Source organism: Flavobacterium sp. AC105 (genome assembly GCF_979258495.1).
The window spans coordinates 859,901-879,771 of record NZ_OZ409860.1 but is presented as its reverse complement, the minus strand read 5'-3'; the positions used below and the strand labels follow the sequence as shown (position 1 = coordinate 879,771).

The window sequence follows — 19,871 nt, the reverse complement described above, 5'->3', positions numbered from 1 at the left end:
TGAATTGTAAATTATATTTTTTGCCTTGATTTAAACCGTATCTATGAAACTCTTTTCTGTTTTATTAAATACCAAAAGGCCCACAAAAAATATAGCAACTGTAAACGCTAAAGTGTATGCTAATCCTAAAAATGAAATCTCGCCAACATTTAAAAGCATATAACGGGATGTTTCGATAATGTAAGCCAGAGGATTATATTCGACAATCCAACCATAATCCGGCAATTTTGCTTTTATTAAATTGATTGGATACATGACAGCAGATAAATACATAAGTAATTGTATTCCAAATCCAACCAAATAACTAAAATCCCGGTATTTAGTTACCGTTGAAGAAATAAGCATTCCTAATCCTAGTCCTAAAATTCCCATAATTACAATCAATAAAGGAAAAAAGAAAAGCAATCCGTTTCCACTTAAATCAGCACCTTTATAATAATAATAAATATAAAACGCTATAAAAATTATAAACTGAATTCCGAATTTAATCAAGTTAGAAATTACAACAGATAGCGGCGTTATTAAACGCGGAAAATAGACTTTGCCAAATATTCCGGCATTAGCTTTAAAAGTATCTGAAGTTCCATTTAAACAGGAAGTAAAATAATTCCATACCGTTATTCCAGCTAAATTAAATAAAAACGGGGGAACTGAACCAGTATCGATTCCTGCCACATTATTAAATATAATTGTAAAGGTTACAGAAGTAAATAATGGCTGGATTAAATACCAGAGTGGACCCAATACAGTCTGTTTATATACTGTAATCACATCTCGTTTTACAAAAAGAAATAGTAAATCCCTATATTGCCAAACTTCTTTTAGATTTAATGAGAAAAATTTATTTTTTGGTGTTATCTCGAACAGCCAATCATTCGAATTATTTGTATTGTTCATTTTGGTTTAATTACAATTAAATTGTAATATTATAATTAAGGTTGAAATTATTAACTAGTTTAAAATTATAGCAAAAATTCCTCTTCTTAAAATTAACAGGATTTTTACTGATTTATAAATTATCTAAAAAGCAAAAAGGCGTTTTTTAAAAACACCTTTTCTCTCCTAATACGCATTCAATTTATTATTTTCTTAAAAAATTATTTATCTAAAACTTCATAAGTAGAATTCATGCTTTTGAATTCAGGAACAATTTTCTTCATCTTGGCAACAATATCATCGTTATCATAAAAGTCAGCAATTCCAATAAGTTCATCTATTTCGATATGCAAATTTTCATATTCGTCCTGTATTTCCTGCGCAATCATGATTTTATTATGATATGTAGGCAACGTTTTAGAAGTATCATTTAATAATTCTTCATATAATTTTTCTCCTGGTCGTAAACCTACAATTTTAATCTTTATCTCCTTATCCGGAATAAATCCTGCAAGCTTAATCATTTTTTTTGCCAAATCAATTATTTTGACTGGTTTACCCATATCAAAAATATAAATTTCACCTCCATTACCCATTGCTCCAGCTTCTAACACCAATTGGCAAGCCTCTGGAATCGTCATAAAATAGCGAATGATATCTTGATGGGTTATCGTTACTGGACCACCTTCTGCTATTTGTTTCGTGAATAAAGGTACAACTGATCCATTTGATCCTAAAACATTTCCGAAACGAGTTGTAATAAACTTGGTTGCACCTTCAACATTTTCATTTTTATTTTTTAAAAATAACGATTGAACATATTTTTCAGCTATTCTTTTACTTGCCCCCATTACATTGCTAGGGTTAACAGCTTTATCTGTTGAAACCATAACAAATTTCTTAACGCGGTATTTACAAGATAAATCTGCCAGGTTTTTTGTCCCTTTAATATTGGTTAATATTGCCTGTGCAGGGTTTTCTTCCATTAAAGGAACGTGTTTGTAAGCAGCAGCATGAAAAACAACATGTGGATTATAGGTTTTAAATACTTTTTCCAAAGCTTTTTTACTTCTTACATCAGTAACTACCGCCACTATTTTTGCTTCAGAATTCATGTTGAATGTCTCTAAACATAAATTGTGAAGTGGTGTTTCGGCATGATCTAAAACAATAATCATTTTAGGGTTAAAACCAAGTACTTGTCTTACAATTTCACTTCCTATTGATCCTGCGGCACCGGTTATAAGAATTGTTTTATCCTTTAATTGTTTAGAAATTGATTTACTATCTAAAACAATTGGTTTTCTTTCTAATAAATCTTCAATTTGGATATTCTTTACCTTTTGCGAGATTTCCTTTTGATTTTCCCAATCAGAAATAAGAGGAACGGTATAAACTCTATAATTAAATTCCAAACATTGATCTACAATAATCAATTGTTCATCTTTAGTTAAACTTTTATCAGCAATGATCACACCCTCAGCGGCAACAGAACGCATCAACGCAGGTAGTTTCTTTCTTAAAATCAAAATAGGCAAATCTAACATTCTCTTAGATGCATTTTGATTGTTTTTATCTACAAATCCAACTATTTTAAATCGCGATGGTGTTTCGAATTTTAATGCATTTGCAACCGAAATTGCGTTAGCATCGGTTCCGTAAATTACGGTTCTGATTAACTTTGTACCTGCCTTCTCTGAAAAATATAGTTCAAAAGTTTGCTTTACTATTACACGATATAAAAACAAACCACAAAATGACAAAACCAAATTGATAAAAAGTGCGGTATTTAAAAAAGCTTTATGTCCTGTATATAGTTCAAAAACTAAATTGAAAAATAAAAAAAACACTAATACTGACATTTGTGAAAACAACAGTTTTATAGCATCTATATACGAAGAATGCCTAATGATTCCAGAATAGGTCCTAAATAACCAAAAGAAAAAAACATTAATAGTTATTAAGCTGCCAACAAAATAAAAATGATGTGATGTGATAATATAGCCCAATGCAGTTCCTTCAAACAGCATATAGGTAAATGAAAATGAAAAGATTAAAACTATTACATCCAATGCGACAATAATCCACCTAGGTAAATAACTAAGGTTATTGATGTTAGCCCTAAGATTTCTTGGCGAAAAGGTATTATATAATAAAGAGGCTATATTGGTTTGTTTGTCAGTATTCAATTTAATTGAGTTTAATTTTTTAAACTTCGTATTCCTTACAAAAGTACAAATTAATGGTTTTAAAAAGTTTATTCTTGGGTTTAATTAAAATCTAACTCCTTTTTTCTTTTGTTTTAAAAAATCTATTAGATAAGCTCCATAACCAGACTTCACTAATGGCAATGCTAATTCTTCTAGCTGACTGTCATTTATGAATCCCTGTCTCCATGCAATTTCTTCAATGCAGCCTACTTTTAGCCCTTGTCTTTCTTCAAGAACCTGAACAAATTGACCGGCCTGCATCAAGCTATTAAAAGTACCAGTGTCTAACCATGCAGTACCTCTACTCAATATACCAACTTTTAAAGCTTCTCTTTCAAGATATACTTTATTAACATCGGTAATCTCATATTCACCACGTGCACTTGGTTTAATATTTTTTGCAATTTCTACCACTGAATTGTCATAAAAATATAGTCCCGGAACCGCATAACTAGACTTTGGTTCTTCTGGCTTTTCTTCAATAGAAATGGCTTTGAAATTTTCATCAAACTCAACTACCCCATATCTTTCCGGATCTGACACATGGTAAGCAAAAACAACTCCCCCATTAGGGTTTGTATTGGATTTTAGTAACTCTTGCATATTAGAACCAAAAAATATATTATCTCCAAGTATCAAAGCCACATTATCGTTGCCTATAAATTCTTCTCCAATTACAAAAGCTTGTGCCAGACCATTTGGGATTGCCTGTTCAGCATAACTGAATTTACAGCCTAAAGTTGAACCATTACCCAATAATTTTTTAAAGTTTGGTAAGTCATGAGGTGTTGAAATAATCAATATTTCATTTATACCAGACATCATCAAAGTTGATAACGGATAATAAATCATTGGCTTATCATAAACCGGCATCATTTGCTTACTCATTGCAAGTGTTAAAGGATGTAAACGAGTACCAGAACCTCCGGCTAATATAATTCCTTTCATATATTTTAACTTTTTGATTTAGATTTTAAATTCATTTCCTTAATTGGATATAAAAGTTAAAATCTAAAAACTTATTTAAATAAACATCTTTTTTAAACTTTCTTTATAATATGGCACTTTTACAGCATAAACATTTTTGATTTTTTTCTTATCCAATAAAGAAAACTCAGGACGTTTTGCAGGAGTTGGATATGCTGCTGACGAAATCCCATCAACTTGACAACCATATCCACCAAATTCCTTTATAGTTAATGCAAATTCATGCCAGCTTATTTCTCCTTCATTTGAATAATTATAAATTCCGGGAATCCACTTTTGTGATTCAATAATATCTATCATGGCTTGAGCCAAATCTGCTGCATAAGTAGGAGATCCTATCTGGTCATTGACCACATTAATAACCTCACGTTCCTGCATTAACCGCTGCATAGTCTTAACAAAATTATTACCAAATTTACTATAAACCCAAGAAGTCCGAATAATAATAGAATTTGGATTTTCTTTTAAACATGAAATTTCGCCAGCTTTTTTACTTTCCCCATATACATTTATTGGATTTGTAATTGCTTCTTCATCTAAAGCAACTGAAGAAGATCCATCAAATACATAATCAGTTGATACATGAATTAATTTTGTACTGTTTTTAAAAGTATATTTTGCAATTAATTTTACTGCCAAATCATTAATCGCAAAAGCTAATTTTTTTTCTGTTTCAGCTTTATCAACTGCAGTATATGCACCGCAATTAAAAATTATATTTGGCTGAATTTCTTCCAATTGGATCTGAAGCAATTCTAAATTATCTAAGGTGATTTTAGTTCTATCTGCAAAAACCCATTCGTATTGAGGATAATTTGAAGACAAAACAAAAAATTCAGATCCTAATTGTCCGTTTGCTCCTGTTACTAAAATTTTATCCATTAAAACAGACTATTACAATTTTCAATAAAAGGGAGAATTTGGTCTTTCTCAGAAACTATTACATCTTCTGAATTCATTCCCCAATCAATATTTAATGATGGATCATCATACTTAATTCCACCTTCAGAAGCTTTATTGTAAAATTGATCGCATTTATACATTACTGATGCCACTTCACTAATAACCGAAAAACCATGAGCGAATCCTTGTGGAACCAATAATTGTTTTTTATTTTCTGCAGATAATAAGATACTGAATGATTTTCCGTAAGTTGGAGAATCTTTTCTTAGATCTACTGCTACGTCAATAATTTCTCCTTCTAAGACACGAATCAACTTAGTTTGTGCAAAAGGAGGATTTTGATAATGCAAACCTCTTAATGTACCTTTTTTAGAAAAAGACTGATTATCCTGAACAAATTCAATATTAATACCTAAATCTTCAAATTTAGTTTTACTGTATGATTCAAAAAAATAACCTCTTTCATCACCAAAAACCATTGGTTCAACAATTACTAAATCTTTTATAAAAGTTTCTTCGATTTTCATATTAATATTAATGCTTTATTATTTCTTTTTATTTAAAAAATGATTCTAATACCTCCCTAATTCTGGTTTTATCATCTTGAGTAATATTTGATCCTGAAGGCAAACACAAACCTTTTTCGAATAATCTTTCGGCTACCTTATCACCATAATAAGAATATTTTTTAAAAACGGGCTGCAAATGCATTGGTTTCCACAAAGGACGGGTTTCTATATTTGCCTCATCAAAAGCAAGTCTTAAACTTTCTCTATTTATTTTATTGTTTTTTGAGTCAATTACTATAGTATTTAACCAGTAATTCGAAAAGCATTCTTCATTTGAAGTCTCAAAAAGAGTAACACAGTCTTTATTTTGAAAAATTTCCTTATAGAATAAATGTATTTCTTGTCTAATTTTAATATTATCATCGAGAATTTTCATTTGTCCAAGTCCTATTCCTGCACAAATATTACTCATCCTGTAATTATAACCAATTTCACTATGCTGATAATGAAACGCTTTATCTTTTGACTGAGTAGCATAAAAAATTGCTCGTTCTTTTAATTCAAAGGAATTATTGATTAATATTCCTCCACTTGATGTTGTAATTATTTTATTTCCATTGAATGAAATAATTCCAAATTCTCCAAAAGTTCCGCACTTTTTACCTTTATAAATACTTCCAAGTGCTTCTGCACTATCTTCAATTATTGGAATTTGATAACGATCGGCAATTGCATGAATTTCATCTATTTTATATGGATTTCCATATAGATGCACTGCAATAATTGCTTTAGGCTTTTTCCCTTTTTTTATCCTGTCCTTAATAGCTATTTCAAGAAACTCCGGGCAAATATTCCATGTTTCAATTTCACTATCTACGAAAACAGGACTTGCTCCTTGGTATACAACAGGATTAACTGAAGCTGAAAAGGTCATACTTTGGCAAATTACTTCATCACCAGAGGTAATACCTAATAAAATTAATGCTAAATGAATTGCAGAAGTCCCAGAATTTAAAGCTGTCACAAATGATCCGTCAGCAAAATAGTCTTGCAAAACATTTTCAAAATCATCTACATTCGGACCGCCTGAAGTTATCCAGTTTGTGTCTAAAGCTTTCTGGATATATTTTTCTTCATAGCCACTCTTCTGTGGTAACGATAAAAAAATCCTTTTATTAATCATTTATTTCCCAATAATTAGCATCATATCTTACATCATCTTCACCAGCCTTTGACAAGGGTAAAGTTGAAAAAGAAATCAATTTTGAATCTTTTTCTAATGACTGAATTGCATTTGCATAACCTGCAGGAATATGAACTATTTTACTATCTGAAGCAAAAACAGTTATCGTTTCTATTGGTAAGTCTTTTGAAGGATTTTCCCAGTTGTCAATTTTTATGAAATGAATTTTAAAACTTCCTGTCAAACAATAAAAATTCTTAGCATCTAATTTATGCCCTTGCCAAGCTCGGATTGTATTTTCAGCAGAATTACTAACGATGTAAAACCTCTCAATATCTTTAAAGCTAAAATCATTTACATACGAAATTGTTCCACGATGATCTGAGAAACTTCCTCCTTGAATTATTTTCGGAATCATTTATTAAACTTTGAGTTGCTTTTTATTTATTAAATAAAATTTTATGCTGTATATCAAAACTAAAGGTGTAATCACAATTACAAACAATAAGAAATCTTCAATTTTATGATATAAAAAAATTACTACAACTGAAATTACAGTTTGCACAATTGCATAATACAATGAAACAAGCCGATGCTGTATTTTATACTCATTGCTTAAAATCTGATAAAAATGTAAACGATGTGCTTCAAAAATATTTTGTTTTAAGTACAAACGATGTACGATAGTGCAAACTGCATCAACTCCATAAACCGCTAAAAAAAGGAGCCAAATTAAAGAATTTGTTATTAAAACGAGTTTTAAGATCAAATAAATTATCCAGAAAGCAATTGCTAAACTACCAACGTCACCTGCAAAACATTTCGCTCTTTTTCTGTAATTAAAAAATAAAAAAACTAAGCTGGCAATCATTGCATACTTGATAAAACTACCATCGGTAAATAGTTGCACTTTTGTATTTACAAATAATAGTGACCCCATTACGATCAAGGTATAAAGACCTGTAATACCATTGATACCATCCATAAAATTATAGGCATTAATTAGTCCTATTGCCAGAACATATGCTGCTATAATTCCCCAAATTGGTACTAAAGTAAAAACTCCCAGATCGAAAAATATCAACGTGATGGCTAGAAAATGAATTGAAATTCGGATTTTATTTGATAAACTCTGAATATCATCCCAAAAACTTACCAAACTAACAAGTGTAATTCCGGTAAAGAAAAAATAATTATATTGAATATGCTGCAAAAAATAAATTAAAGAAGCAAACCAAAAAATAATGCCTCCTCCTCTTAAGGTTATTTCACTATGTGAACTTCTTAAATTAGGTTTATCTATAATATTAAAACGATCTGCTATTTTAAAATAAAGCAACATTAAGATCATTAAAAAAAAAGCTAGTACTGTATATTCCATTATTTGTTGATGAAACTTTTAATTGTTTTTTCCAGACCTTCCTGTGCAGTATTTGGAAGCTTTTCTATTCCTATTGCCGACTTTATCTTTTTATTCGAAACGCGATAATTTTCAGTTAATTTCTGAATAGTTTCTGAGTTTAACGGAAACTTTAGCAAATCACCCACTCTAGCAATACTATTTATAATGTTTTTTGGAATCGCGATTGCTCTATTTTTCTTTTTTAAAGTTGAAGAGATAATTTGAACAACCTCATTCGTAGACAAAAACTGATCATCTGCAAAATTATAAATACCTGAAGAAATCATTTTATTTTCAAGAATTTCCTTAATCATGAAATTAAGATTATCAATACTTAAAAAAGATCTTTCATTATGAAATGATGCCAAAGGATATGGAATACCTTTTTTTACTACATTGTATAACAAATTTAAATTTCCTTTATTCCCAGGACCATGAATCATACATGGCCTAATAATAAAAACTCTTTTTCCTGATGGAATATTTTTTGACAAAATATATTTTTCGGCTTGTAATTTAGATTGCCCGTAAGGAGATTGAGGATTTCCGTTTATATCTTCAAATAAAGTTTCCTGGACTTTATCAGCAATTGCCTTTACACTACTAAAATAAATAAAATCCTTTATCTCACTTTCTAAAAAGACATCAAATAGTTCTTTTGTTAATTCGGTATTTATTTTAAAATAGTCTGATGCATCACTTGTGTTTTTTGTGTCATGAGCTTTTCCTGCTAAGTGAATGATTGCGTCACCATTTATACTTTCTTTTTTATTGAAATTCCTAAGTGAAATTGGTTCAATTAAAAACGAAAAACCCGACAAATAACTGCATAGGTTTTTACCTACAAAACCTGACGCTCCTGATATAATTATTTTCATTTTAATTTTTCAATATTTCGAGAAGTCTGTCAATTAGCATTTCTCTTTCAAATTCATTTCTAAAATACTTCAAAGCATTTCTTTTCATTTCGTTTTTACTTTCTAGAGACAAATTATAAAACTTAATTACGTTAGCAGCAAATAAATCTGCATTTTCAGATGGTGACACAAATCCAGCATTTGATTCTTCTACTATTCTGGCTCCCTCCCCATCTAACGAAGCTAAAATTGGCTTTCCACAAGCTAAGTAAGATTGTAATTTTGAAGGAATCGTTAAAGAGAATATTCTGTCTTTTTTCAATGAGACGATTAAGGCATCTACGCATGAAAAGAAATAAGGCATGTTTTCAGCAGGAAAAGATCCTAGAAAATAAAAATTAGATTCTAAATCATTTCTCTTCACTTCATTAATATAATATTCTTTTTGACGCCCATCTCCCAAGAAAATCCAATTAACTTCAATTCCATTTTTTTTAACAATGTCCGCTGCTTTAATCAAAGTATCAATTCCTTGTGCTTCACCTAAGTTACCAGCAAACAAGAGTTTAAAACCTGTAGGCAATTTGGATTGATACTCAGTAACAGGATCTAATGGTCTATATAATTTTTCAGCAGAATTTGGATAATAAATTAGTTTTTCTGAAAAATTTCCCTGCCCGTTAATATAATTAGCAAAACCCTTTGATTGTACTAATACTTTTTCGGCCTTATAATATATTTTTTTAGTTATCCCATTAAAAAAATTAAGAACATATTTGTTTCTTATTCCTCCTGCAGCAGAAAGACTTTCCGGCCACAAATCCTGCACCCAAAAATAGTAAGGTATTTTCATCACTCGACTAGCTACTATTGCAGGGATACCCACAGTAACCGGAGATGGTTCATATACTAATATCTTATCAAATTTTTCTTTAATGGAAAAGATTTTTATACTTCCAAAGAAAACAAATGAAATATAATTTAACATTAATCGAATACTTCCGTTACCTCTGGAGAATATTTTAGATCTGTATATTTTAATTCCATTCCATTCTTCATCATTATTTTTCCAAAATGAATAATTCTCATGAAAAACACCTTTGGGATAGTTAGGAATAGCAGTCAGAATTGTTACTTCATGCCCTCTCTCTTTCAATCCTAAAGCTAAATCATTGATTTTAAAACCCTCTGGCCAAAAATATTGTGTTATAATTAATATTCTCATCAATTATAATCATAATTACCATTTTCTATCCAATTCTTTATCTCTAAAACCATTTCTTCATAAGTTGGCACGACATACTTAAAATCAGTTCTTAAACTAGACATACTTTTATCGACCTTGTATTTGGAATTTTCTTTTATGACCAAAGAATCATTTTTAAAAATATGATTAAAAATTTTTAACAAACTAAATTTATCAATTTTGCTTTCTCCCGCAACTACAATCAAACCTTTAATATCTTGTACAATTGCCTGATTAATAACTTTTGCTAACTCTATTGTCGTGATTCCTGACCAAAAAGCCTGTGAATATCCACTAATATCATTTTGCTGCTGCATAAACCAGTGAAACAAGCCAATTCCTTCCTTATTTAATTCTGGTCCTATTATAGAAGTTCGAATTGTTAAATCTTTTTCATTAATGATTTCTCCTAATGATTTAGACATAGCATAAAAACCTTCTCCGTCCTTGAAGTCTGCTTCTGTGTATCCGCCTTTTTTTCCTGAAAACACACAATCTGTACTAACACTAATAATTTTAGTTTTTGTGTTTTTCGTTAAAGCTTCTAAGAAATGAGGAAAATAACTATTAAACCAAATCGCTTTATGTGGATTATCCTCTGCATCTTTATTTAGAATTCCAATGCAATTAATAATTATATCAAAATCTCTATTAATAATTTTTTCTAACTCATCTGTATTGGCGACATCAAGATCAAAAATTTTATCTGTTGCCTTTATATTTCTGGCAATACCATAAACATCGTATGGTCCTAAATCAGGCAATGCTTTAAACAGAACATGCCCTGCCATTCCTTTTACCCCAATTATTAATACTTTTTTCATTTAAATAATTAATTATTTATCCCAAATCACCTTGTTTACTATTGGAGTATAGCTTTGAATAATTCTTACTATTCTCTCTGAAGTATTTTTTACCTGGTATTCAACAGGTAATTGTGAATTATTATCTATAGATAGTCCTTTAGTAATTTCAATTGAATTAATCATGCTTTCTTTGCTAATACCTCCTAGTACAATTGTTCCGGCATCTACTGCCTCAGGTCTTTCTGTGCTAGTTCTAATACTTACGGCCGGAAATCCCATCATAGCTGCCTCTTCACTAATAGTGCCACTGTCAGATAAAACGACATATGCATCTTGTTGCAGTTTAACATAATCAAAAAAACCTAAAGGAGGAACACTTTTGATTAGTGGATTGAAAACAATGTTTGAATTTTCAATTTTTTTTCGTGTTCTTGGATGTGTTGAAAAAATAATTGGCATCTTGTATTTTTCTGCCACTGTATTTAAAGAATCAACTAAAATTTCAAAATTATCTTTCAGATCAATATTTTCTTCTCTATGGGCACTTACAACAATATATTTGTCTTTATTTAAATTCAATCTTGAAACAACATCCGAATTTTGAATTTTGTCAGAGTACTTATTCAAAACCTCATATAAAGGAGAACCTGTTACAAAAACATGATCTTTACGAAATCCTTCACTCAGCAAATATCTTCTGCTGTGTTCTGTATATGTAAGATTAATATCAGAGATATGATCAGAAATTTTTCTATTTATTTCTTCAGGAACATTTTGATCAAAACATCGGTTACCAGCTTCCATATGAAAAATTGGGATTTTTAATCTCTTAGCTGCAATCGTACTTAAAACACTATTTGTATCACCGAGAACAAGCAAAGCATCTGGTTTTTCACTTGCAAGAATTTCATAAGATTTTGAAATCACATTGCCAATTGTTTCGCCCAAATGACTTCCAGCAACATTCAAGAAAAAATTAGGTTTACGAAGATTTAAATCTTCAAAAAAAATCTCATTTAATTCATAATCATAATTCTGTCCGGTATGGATTACGATATGTTCAAAATATTTATCACACAATTTGATACATTCCGCCAATCTAATAATTTCAGGGCGAGTTCCGATTATGGTTGCTAATTTTATTTTTTTCATAATTTTTTCTTTTCTTTAACTTGCTGAAACAAAAACTTCCTCTCCAAAAATTTCTTTACGAATTAAAGGTAATTTTGAAAGTAGAACCTTCATTCCTTCAACTCCTAACTGTTCTGTATTATGAGAATGATAATCTTCTGCTGTTGCAATATTCTCTTCACCTTCAGAAAAATATTGAGCATAATTCAAATCTCGATTATCAGCAGGAATACGATAAAAATCACCCATATCTTCCGCTTTTACCATTTCTTCACGAGTACACAAAGTTTCATATAATTTTTCTCCATGACGTGTACCAATAATCTTAATATCACTGTTGGTATTACACATTTCTTTTAGAGCCTGAGCTAAATCACCTATAGTTCCTGCCGGAGCTTTGTTTACAAATAAATCACCTGGATTTCCATTTTCAAAGGCAAATAATACTAATTCAACCGCCTCATCTAATGACATTAAGAAACGTGTCATTTTGGGATCAGTAATCGTAATTGGATTACCTTCCTTAATTTGTTTTAAAAACAAAGGAATAACTGAACCTCGTGAAGCCATTACGTTTCCATAACGAGTTAAACATACAGTCGTGTCGCTTAAATTTCTTGATGCTGCTACTGCAACTTTTTCCATAAGGGCTTTAGAAATACCCATAGCATTAATGGGATAGGCAGCTTTATCTGTACTTAAACAAATTACTTTTTTAACTTTATTGACTCCTGCAGCATCAATAACATTCTGAGTACCAAAAACATTTGTTTTAGTAGCTTCTAGCGGGAAAAACTCGCAAGAAGGCACTTGCTTTAATGCTGCTGCATGAAATACATAATCAACTCCTCTCATGGCACGTTCTACACTATTGTAATCCCGAACATCCCCAATATAAAATTTTAGTTTGTCATTTTTTAATTGATTACGCATATCATCCTGTTTTTTCTCATCGCGAGAAAAAATTCGAATTTCACTAAAATGATCCGTTTGCAAAAAACGGTTAAGAACAGCATGGCCAAAAGAACCAGTACCTCCAGTTATCAGAAGAGTTTTATTTTTTATTAACTGCATTTTCTTTATTTTAATAGATCAATAACTTGATCAATGTTATTATATATCTTTGGTAAACTGGGCCTTAACTTAATTTTATTTAAACTATTCACAAAAGCATTATAAATACTATTCTCACTATATGGGTCAAAAACAATTGTTGGTTCGCAAACTTTATAAGTATAAGACAGATCAGCTCCTATTATCATACAATTACAATCAATTGCTTCAATTAGTCCTAAACCAAAGCTTTCTGATAGTGAAGGGAAAATTAAAAATTCACTAGATAAATATTTTTCTTGTAAAGCTGATCTATCAACATAACCTAAATTTTCTATTGGATATCCTTGTTCAGTTTTAGTTTTTATAAGATCTAATACTTCTGGATAGTCCTTATTTACAGTAAGAATTAATTTTCCTGTTTCATACTCATTATAAAAAAGACAAAAAGCACTGATTAAATTTTTATGATTTTTATGAGGAGCTGCATTGCTTACATATATATAAGTATTCTTTTCTCTTGGAATATTTAAATCCTGTTGCTCGAACTGAGGATAAAAAGGCAAAATATTAATTGATTCATAATCGAGGTGAAACTTTGATTTTAATTTTTCTTTAATTAAATCAGACTGAACCAGCCAAAAATCAGTGTTTTTTGCAATCCTTTTAAGAATGATAATTTTTAATCTAAATTTGATCTGTTGCACATAAGTGAACTCTTTAGGTATACTTAAATATATCATTTGATGAAAATAAGTAAAAACCACAGCTTCTAATCTAATATTTGGAGGTAAATTCCCAAAGCATAAAACCTTGGAGAATTTGCTTTTATTGTGAGTGTAAAAAAAATATCTTTTTAGAAAATCCCCTTTTAAATAGGTTACATTATTTGGATTTATTTGAGGATAATCCCCTTTAGTTCGATCATCTAGCAGAAAATATATGTCTGTTTTAGAATCATTCAATTTCAAAATTAAATAATCTAATAAAATTTTTCCTCCGCCATTATTAATATAGAGTGCGTCTATTAAAACCATTTTATAGAATAAATTTTAATTTTTATTAGTGCATTTCCCTAACATAATCTGTATTATAAAATAATCCTTTATAAGGATTAAATAAGTCTGGATATGTTGAGATCGACTGAAACAAAAATAAAATTGATATTAAAAATAAAACAAAAAGAACATAAGCTTTATCTACTCTTTTAGCTAAAACTAAAAACTGACATGAAATTAAAAAAGATTCCATAACATTAAAATATAACGCTCCCCTACTAATCAGTACTAAAAGTGAGCCTGCAAAAAGAAAATAAATTGCTAGTCCAAAAACATAACCGTTATATAAAACTTTATAATAAGAGAGTTTTTTAGTCAGAAAGGAATAATTATAAGAGAAAATGGTAATAAACATAAACCGTTTCATTAAACCAATTATGGTAAACCCAGCGTCAGCTGCTGAATCGCTGGCTCCCTCAGTGTAAGCAACCGTTTTTGAGGCTGCAAGTTCACCAAATATTCCACCAAATTTTGAAAACAAAAGAAATGGTAAACTTGTTTTTCCAATAATAAACGAAATAATTAAAGCTAAAATAACCGTAGAAATTTTAAAATTTCGATTTAGAAAATAATAAATTCCAAATAAAAATGCAGTGGTATGAAAAAGTGAAGCTATTATAACAGTACCAAAAAACTTAATTGGTTTTCTTTCAAGCACAAAATCTAATGAACATAAACAGATGACTATTGCCAATAACTGTCGATTAGAACCGACAATACCAAGATTAGTCGCATAGAAATACATAATAGTTATAAAACAATATGGGCTATATTTTTTTGAAGTTCTAAAAACAATAAAATAAAATACAATAGCGTGTATGAACAAAAACATTGCATAATTATCAAATATTTTTTTTATCAAAAAAACAAAAGTCCCATAACCAATTTCAAAACCGGTCAAACTATTTAATAAAACAATATTAAAATTATCTGTCGTTTCGAAATTCTCTAAGTATGCTTTCCAGTCAGTCCCAGTTTCCCATCTTAATCCTATTTGAATTGAAATTATTACATAAATAAAAAAGATTAAACTATTCCTTTCTAGATCAGTTAATTTCAATCTTAAGTCAATAAAACCAAAAACAAAAATGAGTAATACTGTTATTATATAAACTTCCATTAAAGCAGATTCTTATACAATTCATTCATTTTTGACAAAACTATTCGGTTTGAAAAAAAATTATTATAGTACATTTCATATTGATACTCTTTTAATTTCTTAAAATCAAAAAGTCTCGAAATAATACTTTCAATATTGTTCTCAAAAAGAAAATCACCCGAAATAATGACTTCTGGGATTGCACAAACATTAGAAGCTATTACAGGTTTATTAAATAAATAACCCTCAATTATGGGTAAGCCAAATCCTTCTCCGTAGGAAGCTGAAACTAATACTAAATCACAATTTTTGTAATAATAAATTAAATCCTCATCTGAAACATATCCCAAAAGATTGATATTATCAAGCCCGAGATTCGTTATTTGTTCCTTGTAAAAGTTTAACAAAGGACCTTTTCCTGCAATAAAGAATTCAATTTTTTCACCTTTCAATTTTCCAGCAACATCAATAATCAAATTTATTAATGCCCTTTCTTCTATGCTTCTAACGGTAAAAATCTTTAAATAGCTATCATTAAACTTTTTTAATTTTTGATTTTCATTTTCAAATACAGGATCAAAACCTTCAAAATGAGAAGTATTAGGAATAATTTTATAATTTTTATTTCCTTTATACAAACTCATTTTCTTTGTATAATTTGAAATAAAGTGTACAAAGTTTGTTCTTGTATAAAGTATTTTTTCTAAAAGCCAGAATATATTATTCAATTTGTGCTTCGTAACTTTTGTCAAATAATATAAGGAATCATGTACTGTAAACAAATTACTTTGATATATAGACATGATACTCATCAATGGATTGTGTGAATGAATAAACAGTTTCTTTTTCTTTCTTTTTAGCCTAAAAAGAATTGCATTCAATGCTAGAAACCAAAAAAAATTTTTCTTGACTCCTATACAAATTAAATTTTCATATCTGTAAGTATAGCTTTTAATATCCCAGTGTAAATAATAATTCACATCAAAAGGACTTGCCTTAGATTGAAAATGAATCACATTCTCTACTCCACGCTTGTGGGAAAGCATGTTATTGTATCCCATAAAGATTAAACCGCAGTTTTTCTCCATTATAAAACTTCTAACATTTGGTTTATCCTGTGTTCATAAGTATGATTCTCAGAAAAATGATTATGTTGCTGCAAAGCTAATTTGTGTCTAAGATCCGGTTTATCTAAATAATAATTTATTAAATCTGTTGCTTCTCCAATATTTTTATATGTAAATTCTTCAATTGGGATTGCAGAATATTCTCTTAAAACAGGTTTAAAATCACATATTTGAAATCCACCAATTCCTGAAATTTCAAAAAATTTAACATTAGCAGATTCTATTTCACCATAATGGAAGTTATTGAAAATAATTTTGGAGCCATATAAAATTTCTGCTTTTCTATCACCTGTAATAAATTCATTTCTGAAATTATCTTCGATTTCAATTTTACCAAAACGTCTGTCCGGTGTGCCGAATAAAGAGATATTTACACCAGCCTTTATTAGCTGCCCAATCATATTAGCCCTATAAGGATACATTGTACCAAATGCCACTACGTCGATCCCTATCTTTTTTTCTTGTTCTACTCTATCAGCATTTGGCATTTTATGTATACGCTTATTAAAAGCTTCAGGTAAATAAAATGTATTTAATCCCATTTTATTTTTCATAAAATCAACCATATAGTGATCCTTGGTAAAATAAGTATCATAAGGCGAGGCAAATATTTGCTGGTATTCTAAAGTTGTTAATTGATCAGGATTAATATGAACAACTTTTATATTTGGCAATGCCTGCTTTATTAACTTAATACAAATAGGATGTGTAAATCGATAGGTACAAATTATTAATTCTGGCTCAGTTTCAATAATTTTTTTTGCGACTTTACGAAACACATACTCATCATATCTTTTTATGAATTTGGTCGCAAAATAATTATACTTATATGGGATTGAGACAACATCACTTATATCAATATGTGTTACATCATGACCTAAGAATTTAAAAGAATCATTTAAATGATATTCTAAACTATCAAAATCCTTGCTTCCAAAAAGAGTTATTTTCATTTTAAATTTCTTTAATATGTCTTTTTTATTTTTTTTAAATATTCTCTATTCTCTCCGAAAGAGTATTTATTATTTAAAAGATTTAAACACAAAACGAAAAAATCAATTATTGCATAGATTCTAAAATTTCTTTTATCATTCATTTTTAAATAAATATTTCTACTGGTGTGCGCTATAATTCTTTTTCTATTAGAATACTTTTCTATAACTTTTCCACTTCCATCCTCAAAATGAATGATTTTAGTTTGTGTCAAAATATAATTTCTTTTCCCACTGTTATAAATTCTCTTTTGTAAATCAGATTCTTCATAATACATAAAAAATTCATTAGAGAAACCACTCATTTCATCAAATAATTGTTTACGAACTAGCATATCAGCGCCAATTACATAATCTATAGCAAAAAATTCATCCGATAAATTATATTCTATTTTTTGAGGTGGGGAAATAAACCATTTAAGAACAGGAAGTTTTCGCAAATTGACCTTATTTTCTTCTTTGCATGTTGGGAAATGACCTCCAAAGCCATTTAACACATGTTTTTCATCAACCAAAATAGCGCCTAAAACGCCAATGTTTAATTTTTCGTCTTGTTTGTCAAAAAAATTTACTAAAATGTTTATTGAGTCTTCAAACAAAACAGTGTCTGAGTTTAAAAAAAATAAAAAATCTCCTTTGGCATATTTAGCCCCTAAGTTATTAGCTCTTCCAAATCCTAGATTAATTTCAGATTCTATGAGTACAACGTCTGGAAAATTAGATTTAATATATTCTTGCGAAAAATCACCAGATGCATTATCAACAACGATAATTTCGAACGCTATATTTTTTGTATGTTGGTAAATTGAATTTATGCAATTAGCTAATAAATCTTTTGTGTTATAATTAACTATTATTATTGATACAGTCATACGAACTTATTTCCTTTTTTATTCAGCATATTAATATCTTCTTTACTTTTAATAACCGAATAAAAATCATTTATATTTTCAATTATAAAATCATCTGTAAAATCAGAAAGCTCACTTTTTTCTAATTCTTCTATAATTTCTTTATCAAATCTGTATCTTACAATTTTTGCCGGATTACCGGCAACAATAGAATATGGGGGAACGCTTTTTGTTACTACTGAATTTGCTCCTATAATTGCTCCTCTCCCAATCGTGACACCTGATAAAATAGTTGCCCCAAAACATATCCAAACTTCATCACTTATATTTATAGGACCATTTGAGAAAGAGTCTTGATAAGAAATGTTTAAAATAAAGCTTTTTAACGGATAGGTAGTAAATGTATTTATGTTATGGTTTCCTCCTAAAATAAAATTCACATTATTCGCTATAGACACATAATTTCCAATAACAAGTTTTTCATTAATCCCACCAGAGTAAGAATACACATTTAATTCTCCGTAACTTCTATTACCGACACTAACACATTCTAAAGGAAAAACTTTTCCAACAGAAGTGAAGTTATGAGTATTGTTTTGTCTCCACGAAACTTGAAATCTAATCAAGTTAAACTCCTGTTGGTACTTTATAAAAAAATACTTTATAATTTTTAGAAATTGCAATATTAATTTCATCTTTATAACAATAGAAAAATTTCTACTCTATATTTTTTAATTAGAACCCGTTTTATAAGGAAATTTGCTGTAATAATAAAGTCCTAAAACCCTTTTTATTACTTTTAATTTAATTTTGAAACTTGGAAGACTTTTAAATGTTTTGAAGTATGTTAATATTACAGTTTTTGTAAGTTCTGGGTTAAACCCCGAAGTGTTATTAGAATGTATTCTATATTTACAGACTTTTTTATCAAAAAAAATAATTTTATTTAAACATGCAGATTTAATATAGAAATATAAATCTTCGGCTTTCAAATTTTCCGGATATTTTCCTATTGTATTATAAATTTCTTTATTAATAAATACTACAGGTCCTGAAATGGCAAAATTAAAAATCACCTCATTAATTATCCCTTCTTCCGAAGTATAATTGTTTTTATTTGAGTTATGAAAATCTGTCATCATACTTTCATAAATAATATTTCCATCAGAATCTACAACAGTAGCATCACTAATAATTACCATTTTGGACTTATTAGTTTCTAAAATATTAACCCTTTCTTCTATTGTATTATTTATTAACATATCATCACTAGCAAGAGGTATAATATATTTGCCGTTCGCTAAACTTATAAGTTCATTGAGAGTCGCCGTAAATCCAACATTTTTTCTATGCTTAAATATAATCGGGGTATTGTCTCCAGAATTTTCTTTTATCCAACTTTGAATAAACTGAACACTATTATCCTTTGATCCATCATCAATAATGACAATCTCTTTGTTTACATACGTGTCATCCAAAATACTTGATAATGCAAGGGTCACATATTTTTCGTGATTATAGCATGGCACGACAATTGAGACTAATGGTTTTTCTTTGACATTATCATTTTTCATTTGAAGC

At 29.2% G+C, this 19,871-nt stretch carries 20 protein-coding genes; all 20 read right to left on the bottom strand.

Going from position 1 to position 19,871, the window contains the following annotated elements:
- Nucleotides 1-30 precede the first annotated feature (30 nt).
- Nucleotides 31-897: an ABC transporter permease gene (locus ACZ0AH_RS03845; RefSeq protein ID WP_463474534.1), complete on the bottom strand. Its 867-nt coding sequence runs from the start codon at nucleotides 895-897 to the stop codon at nucleotides 31-33.
- A 200-nt stretch (nucleotides 898-1,097) separates the two neighbouring features.
- Nucleotides 1,098-3,065: a polysaccharide biosynthesis protein gene (locus ACZ0AH_RS03840; RefSeq protein ID WP_463474533.1), complete on the bottom strand. Its 1,968-nt coding sequence runs from the start codon at nucleotides 3,063-3,065 to the stop codon at nucleotides 1,098-1,100.
- Nucleotides 3,066-3,149: 84 nt separating this feature from the next.
- Nucleotides 3,150-4,034, bottom strand: a complete 885-nt coding sequence (gene rfbA / locus ACZ0AH_RS03835; protein ID WP_463474532.1) for a glucose-1-phosphate thymidylyltransferase RfbA — start codon at nucleotides 4,032-4,034, stop codon at nucleotides 3,150-3,152.
- A 75-nt stretch (nucleotides 4,035-4,109) separates the two neighbouring features.
- On the bottom strand, nucleotides 4,110-4,955 hold the full coding sequence (gene rfbD / locus ACZ0AH_RS03830; protein ID WP_463474531.1) for a dTDP-4-dehydrorhamnose reductase: 846 nt from the start codon (nucleotides 4,953-4,955) through the stop codon (nucleotides 4,110-4,112).
- The gene (rfbC, locus tag ACZ0AH_RS03825) at nucleotides 4,955-5,503 is read right to left on the bottom strand and encodes a dTDP-4-dehydrorhamnose 3,5-epimerase (protein ID WP_463474530.1); all 549 of its coding nucleotides are present in this window, start codon (nucleotides 5,501-5,503) and stop codon (nucleotides 4,955-4,957) included. Before rfbC ends, rfbD begins: the two co-directional genes overlap by 1 nt.
- A 28-nt stretch (nucleotides 5,504-5,531) precedes the next feature.
- Nucleotides 5,532-6,668: a DegT/DnrJ/EryC1/StrS family aminotransferase gene (locus ACZ0AH_RS03820; RefSeq protein ID WP_463474529.1), complete on the bottom strand. Its 1,137-nt coding sequence runs from the start codon at nucleotides 6,666-6,668 to the stop codon at nucleotides 5,532-5,534.
- A complete protein-coding gene (locus ACZ0AH_RS03815; protein WP_463474528.1) occupies nucleotides 6,661-7,086 on the bottom strand; it encodes a cupin domain-containing protein in 426 nt (141 codons plus the stop codon). The genes ACZ0AH_RS03820 and ACZ0AH_RS03815 overlap by 8 nt, the downstream gene beginning before the upstream one ends.
- A 3-nt stretch (nucleotides 7,087-7,089) precedes the next feature.
- Nucleotides 7,090-8,049 carry an MraY family glycosyltransferase gene (locus ACZ0AH_RS03810; protein WP_463474527.1) on the bottom strand — a complete coding sequence of 320 codons (960 nt, stop codon included), beginning with the start codon at nucleotides 8,047-8,049 and terminating at the stop codon, nucleotides 7,090-7,092.
- A complete protein-coding gene (locus tag ACZ0AH_RS03805; RefSeq protein ID WP_463474526.1) occupies nucleotides 8,049-8,948 on the bottom strand; it encodes an NAD-dependent epimerase/dehydratase family protein in 900 nt (299 codons plus the stop codon). The genes ACZ0AH_RS03810 and ACZ0AH_RS03805 overlap by 1 nt, the downstream gene beginning before the upstream one ends.
- Nucleotide 8,949: 1 nt before the next feature.
- The gene (locus ACZ0AH_RS03800) at nucleotides 8,950-10,152 is read right to left on the bottom strand and encodes a glycosyltransferase family 4 protein (RefSeq protein WP_463474525.1); all 1,203 of its coding nucleotides are present in this window, start codon (nucleotides 10,150-10,152) and stop codon (nucleotides 8,950-8,952) included.
- Complete coding sequence (locus ACZ0AH_RS03795) at nucleotides 10,152-10,997, bottom strand: sugar nucleotide-binding protein (protein ID WP_463474524.1); 846 nt, start codon at nucleotides 10,995-10,997, stop codon at nucleotides 10,152-10,154. The genes ACZ0AH_RS03800 and ACZ0AH_RS03795 overlap by 1 nt, the downstream gene beginning before the upstream one ends.
- A 12-nt stretch (nucleotides 10,998-11,009) precedes the next feature.
- Nucleotides 11,010-12,131, bottom strand: coding sequence for a non-hydrolyzing UDP-N-acetylglucosamine 2-epimerase (wecB, locus tag ACZ0AH_RS03790; protein ID WP_463474523.1), 1,122 nt, complete (start codon nucleotides 12,129-12,131; stop codon nucleotides 11,010-11,012).
- 15 nt (nucleotides 12,132-12,146) lie between these two features.
- Nucleotides 12,147-13,184 (bottom strand): polysaccharide biosynthesis protein, encoded by a 1,038-nt coding sequence (locus ACZ0AH_RS03785; protein ID WP_463474522.1) that lies wholly within the window; start codon nucleotides 13,182-13,184, stop codon nucleotides 12,147-12,149.
- Between the two features lie 5 nt (nucleotides 13,185-13,189).
- Entirely contained in the window at nucleotides 13,190-14,200 is a 1,011-nt protein-coding gene (locus ACZ0AH_RS03780; RefSeq protein ID WP_463474521.1) for a glycosyltransferase, read from the bottom strand.
- A gap of 25 nt (nucleotides 14,201-14,225) precedes the next feature.
- Nucleotides 14,226-15,341, bottom strand: coding sequence for an EpsG family protein (locus ACZ0AH_RS03775; RefSeq protein WP_463474520.1), 1,116 nt, complete (start codon nucleotides 15,339-15,341; stop codon nucleotides 14,226-14,228).
- Nucleotides 15,341-16,408: a glycosyltransferase gene (locus ACZ0AH_RS03770; protein ID WP_463474519.1), complete on the bottom strand. Its 1,068-nt coding sequence runs from the start codon at nucleotides 16,406-16,408 to the stop codon at nucleotides 15,341-15,343. Before ACZ0AH_RS03770 ends, ACZ0AH_RS03775 begins: the two co-directional genes overlap by 1 nt.
- Nucleotides 16,408-17,400: a CgeB family protein gene (locus tag ACZ0AH_RS03765; RefSeq protein ID WP_463474518.1), complete on the bottom strand. Its 993-nt coding sequence runs from the start codon at nucleotides 17,398-17,400 to the stop codon at nucleotides 16,408-16,410. Before ACZ0AH_RS03765 ends, ACZ0AH_RS03770 begins: the two co-directional genes overlap by 1 nt.
- An 11-nt stretch (nucleotides 17,401-17,411) precedes the next feature.
- Nucleotides 17,412-18,311: a glycosyltransferase family 2 protein gene (locus ACZ0AH_RS03760; RefSeq protein WP_463474517.1), complete on the bottom strand. Its 900-nt coding sequence runs from the start codon at nucleotides 18,309-18,311 to the stop codon at nucleotides 17,412-17,414.
- A complete protein-coding gene (locus tag ACZ0AH_RS03755) occupies nucleotides 18,308-18,916 on the bottom strand; it encodes a CatB-related O-acetyltransferase (protein ID WP_463474516.1) in 609 nt (202 codons plus the stop codon). The genes ACZ0AH_RS03760 and ACZ0AH_RS03755 overlap by 4 nt, the downstream gene beginning before the upstream one ends.
- 105 nt (nucleotides 18,917-19,021) lie before the next feature.
- The gene (locus ACZ0AH_RS03750) at nucleotides 19,022-19,864 is read right to left on the bottom strand and encodes a glycosyltransferase (protein ID WP_463474515.1); all 843 of its coding nucleotides are present in this window, start codon (nucleotides 19,862-19,864) and stop codon (nucleotides 19,022-19,024) included.
- Between the last annotated feature and the right edge of the window lie 7 nt (nucleotides 19,865-19,871).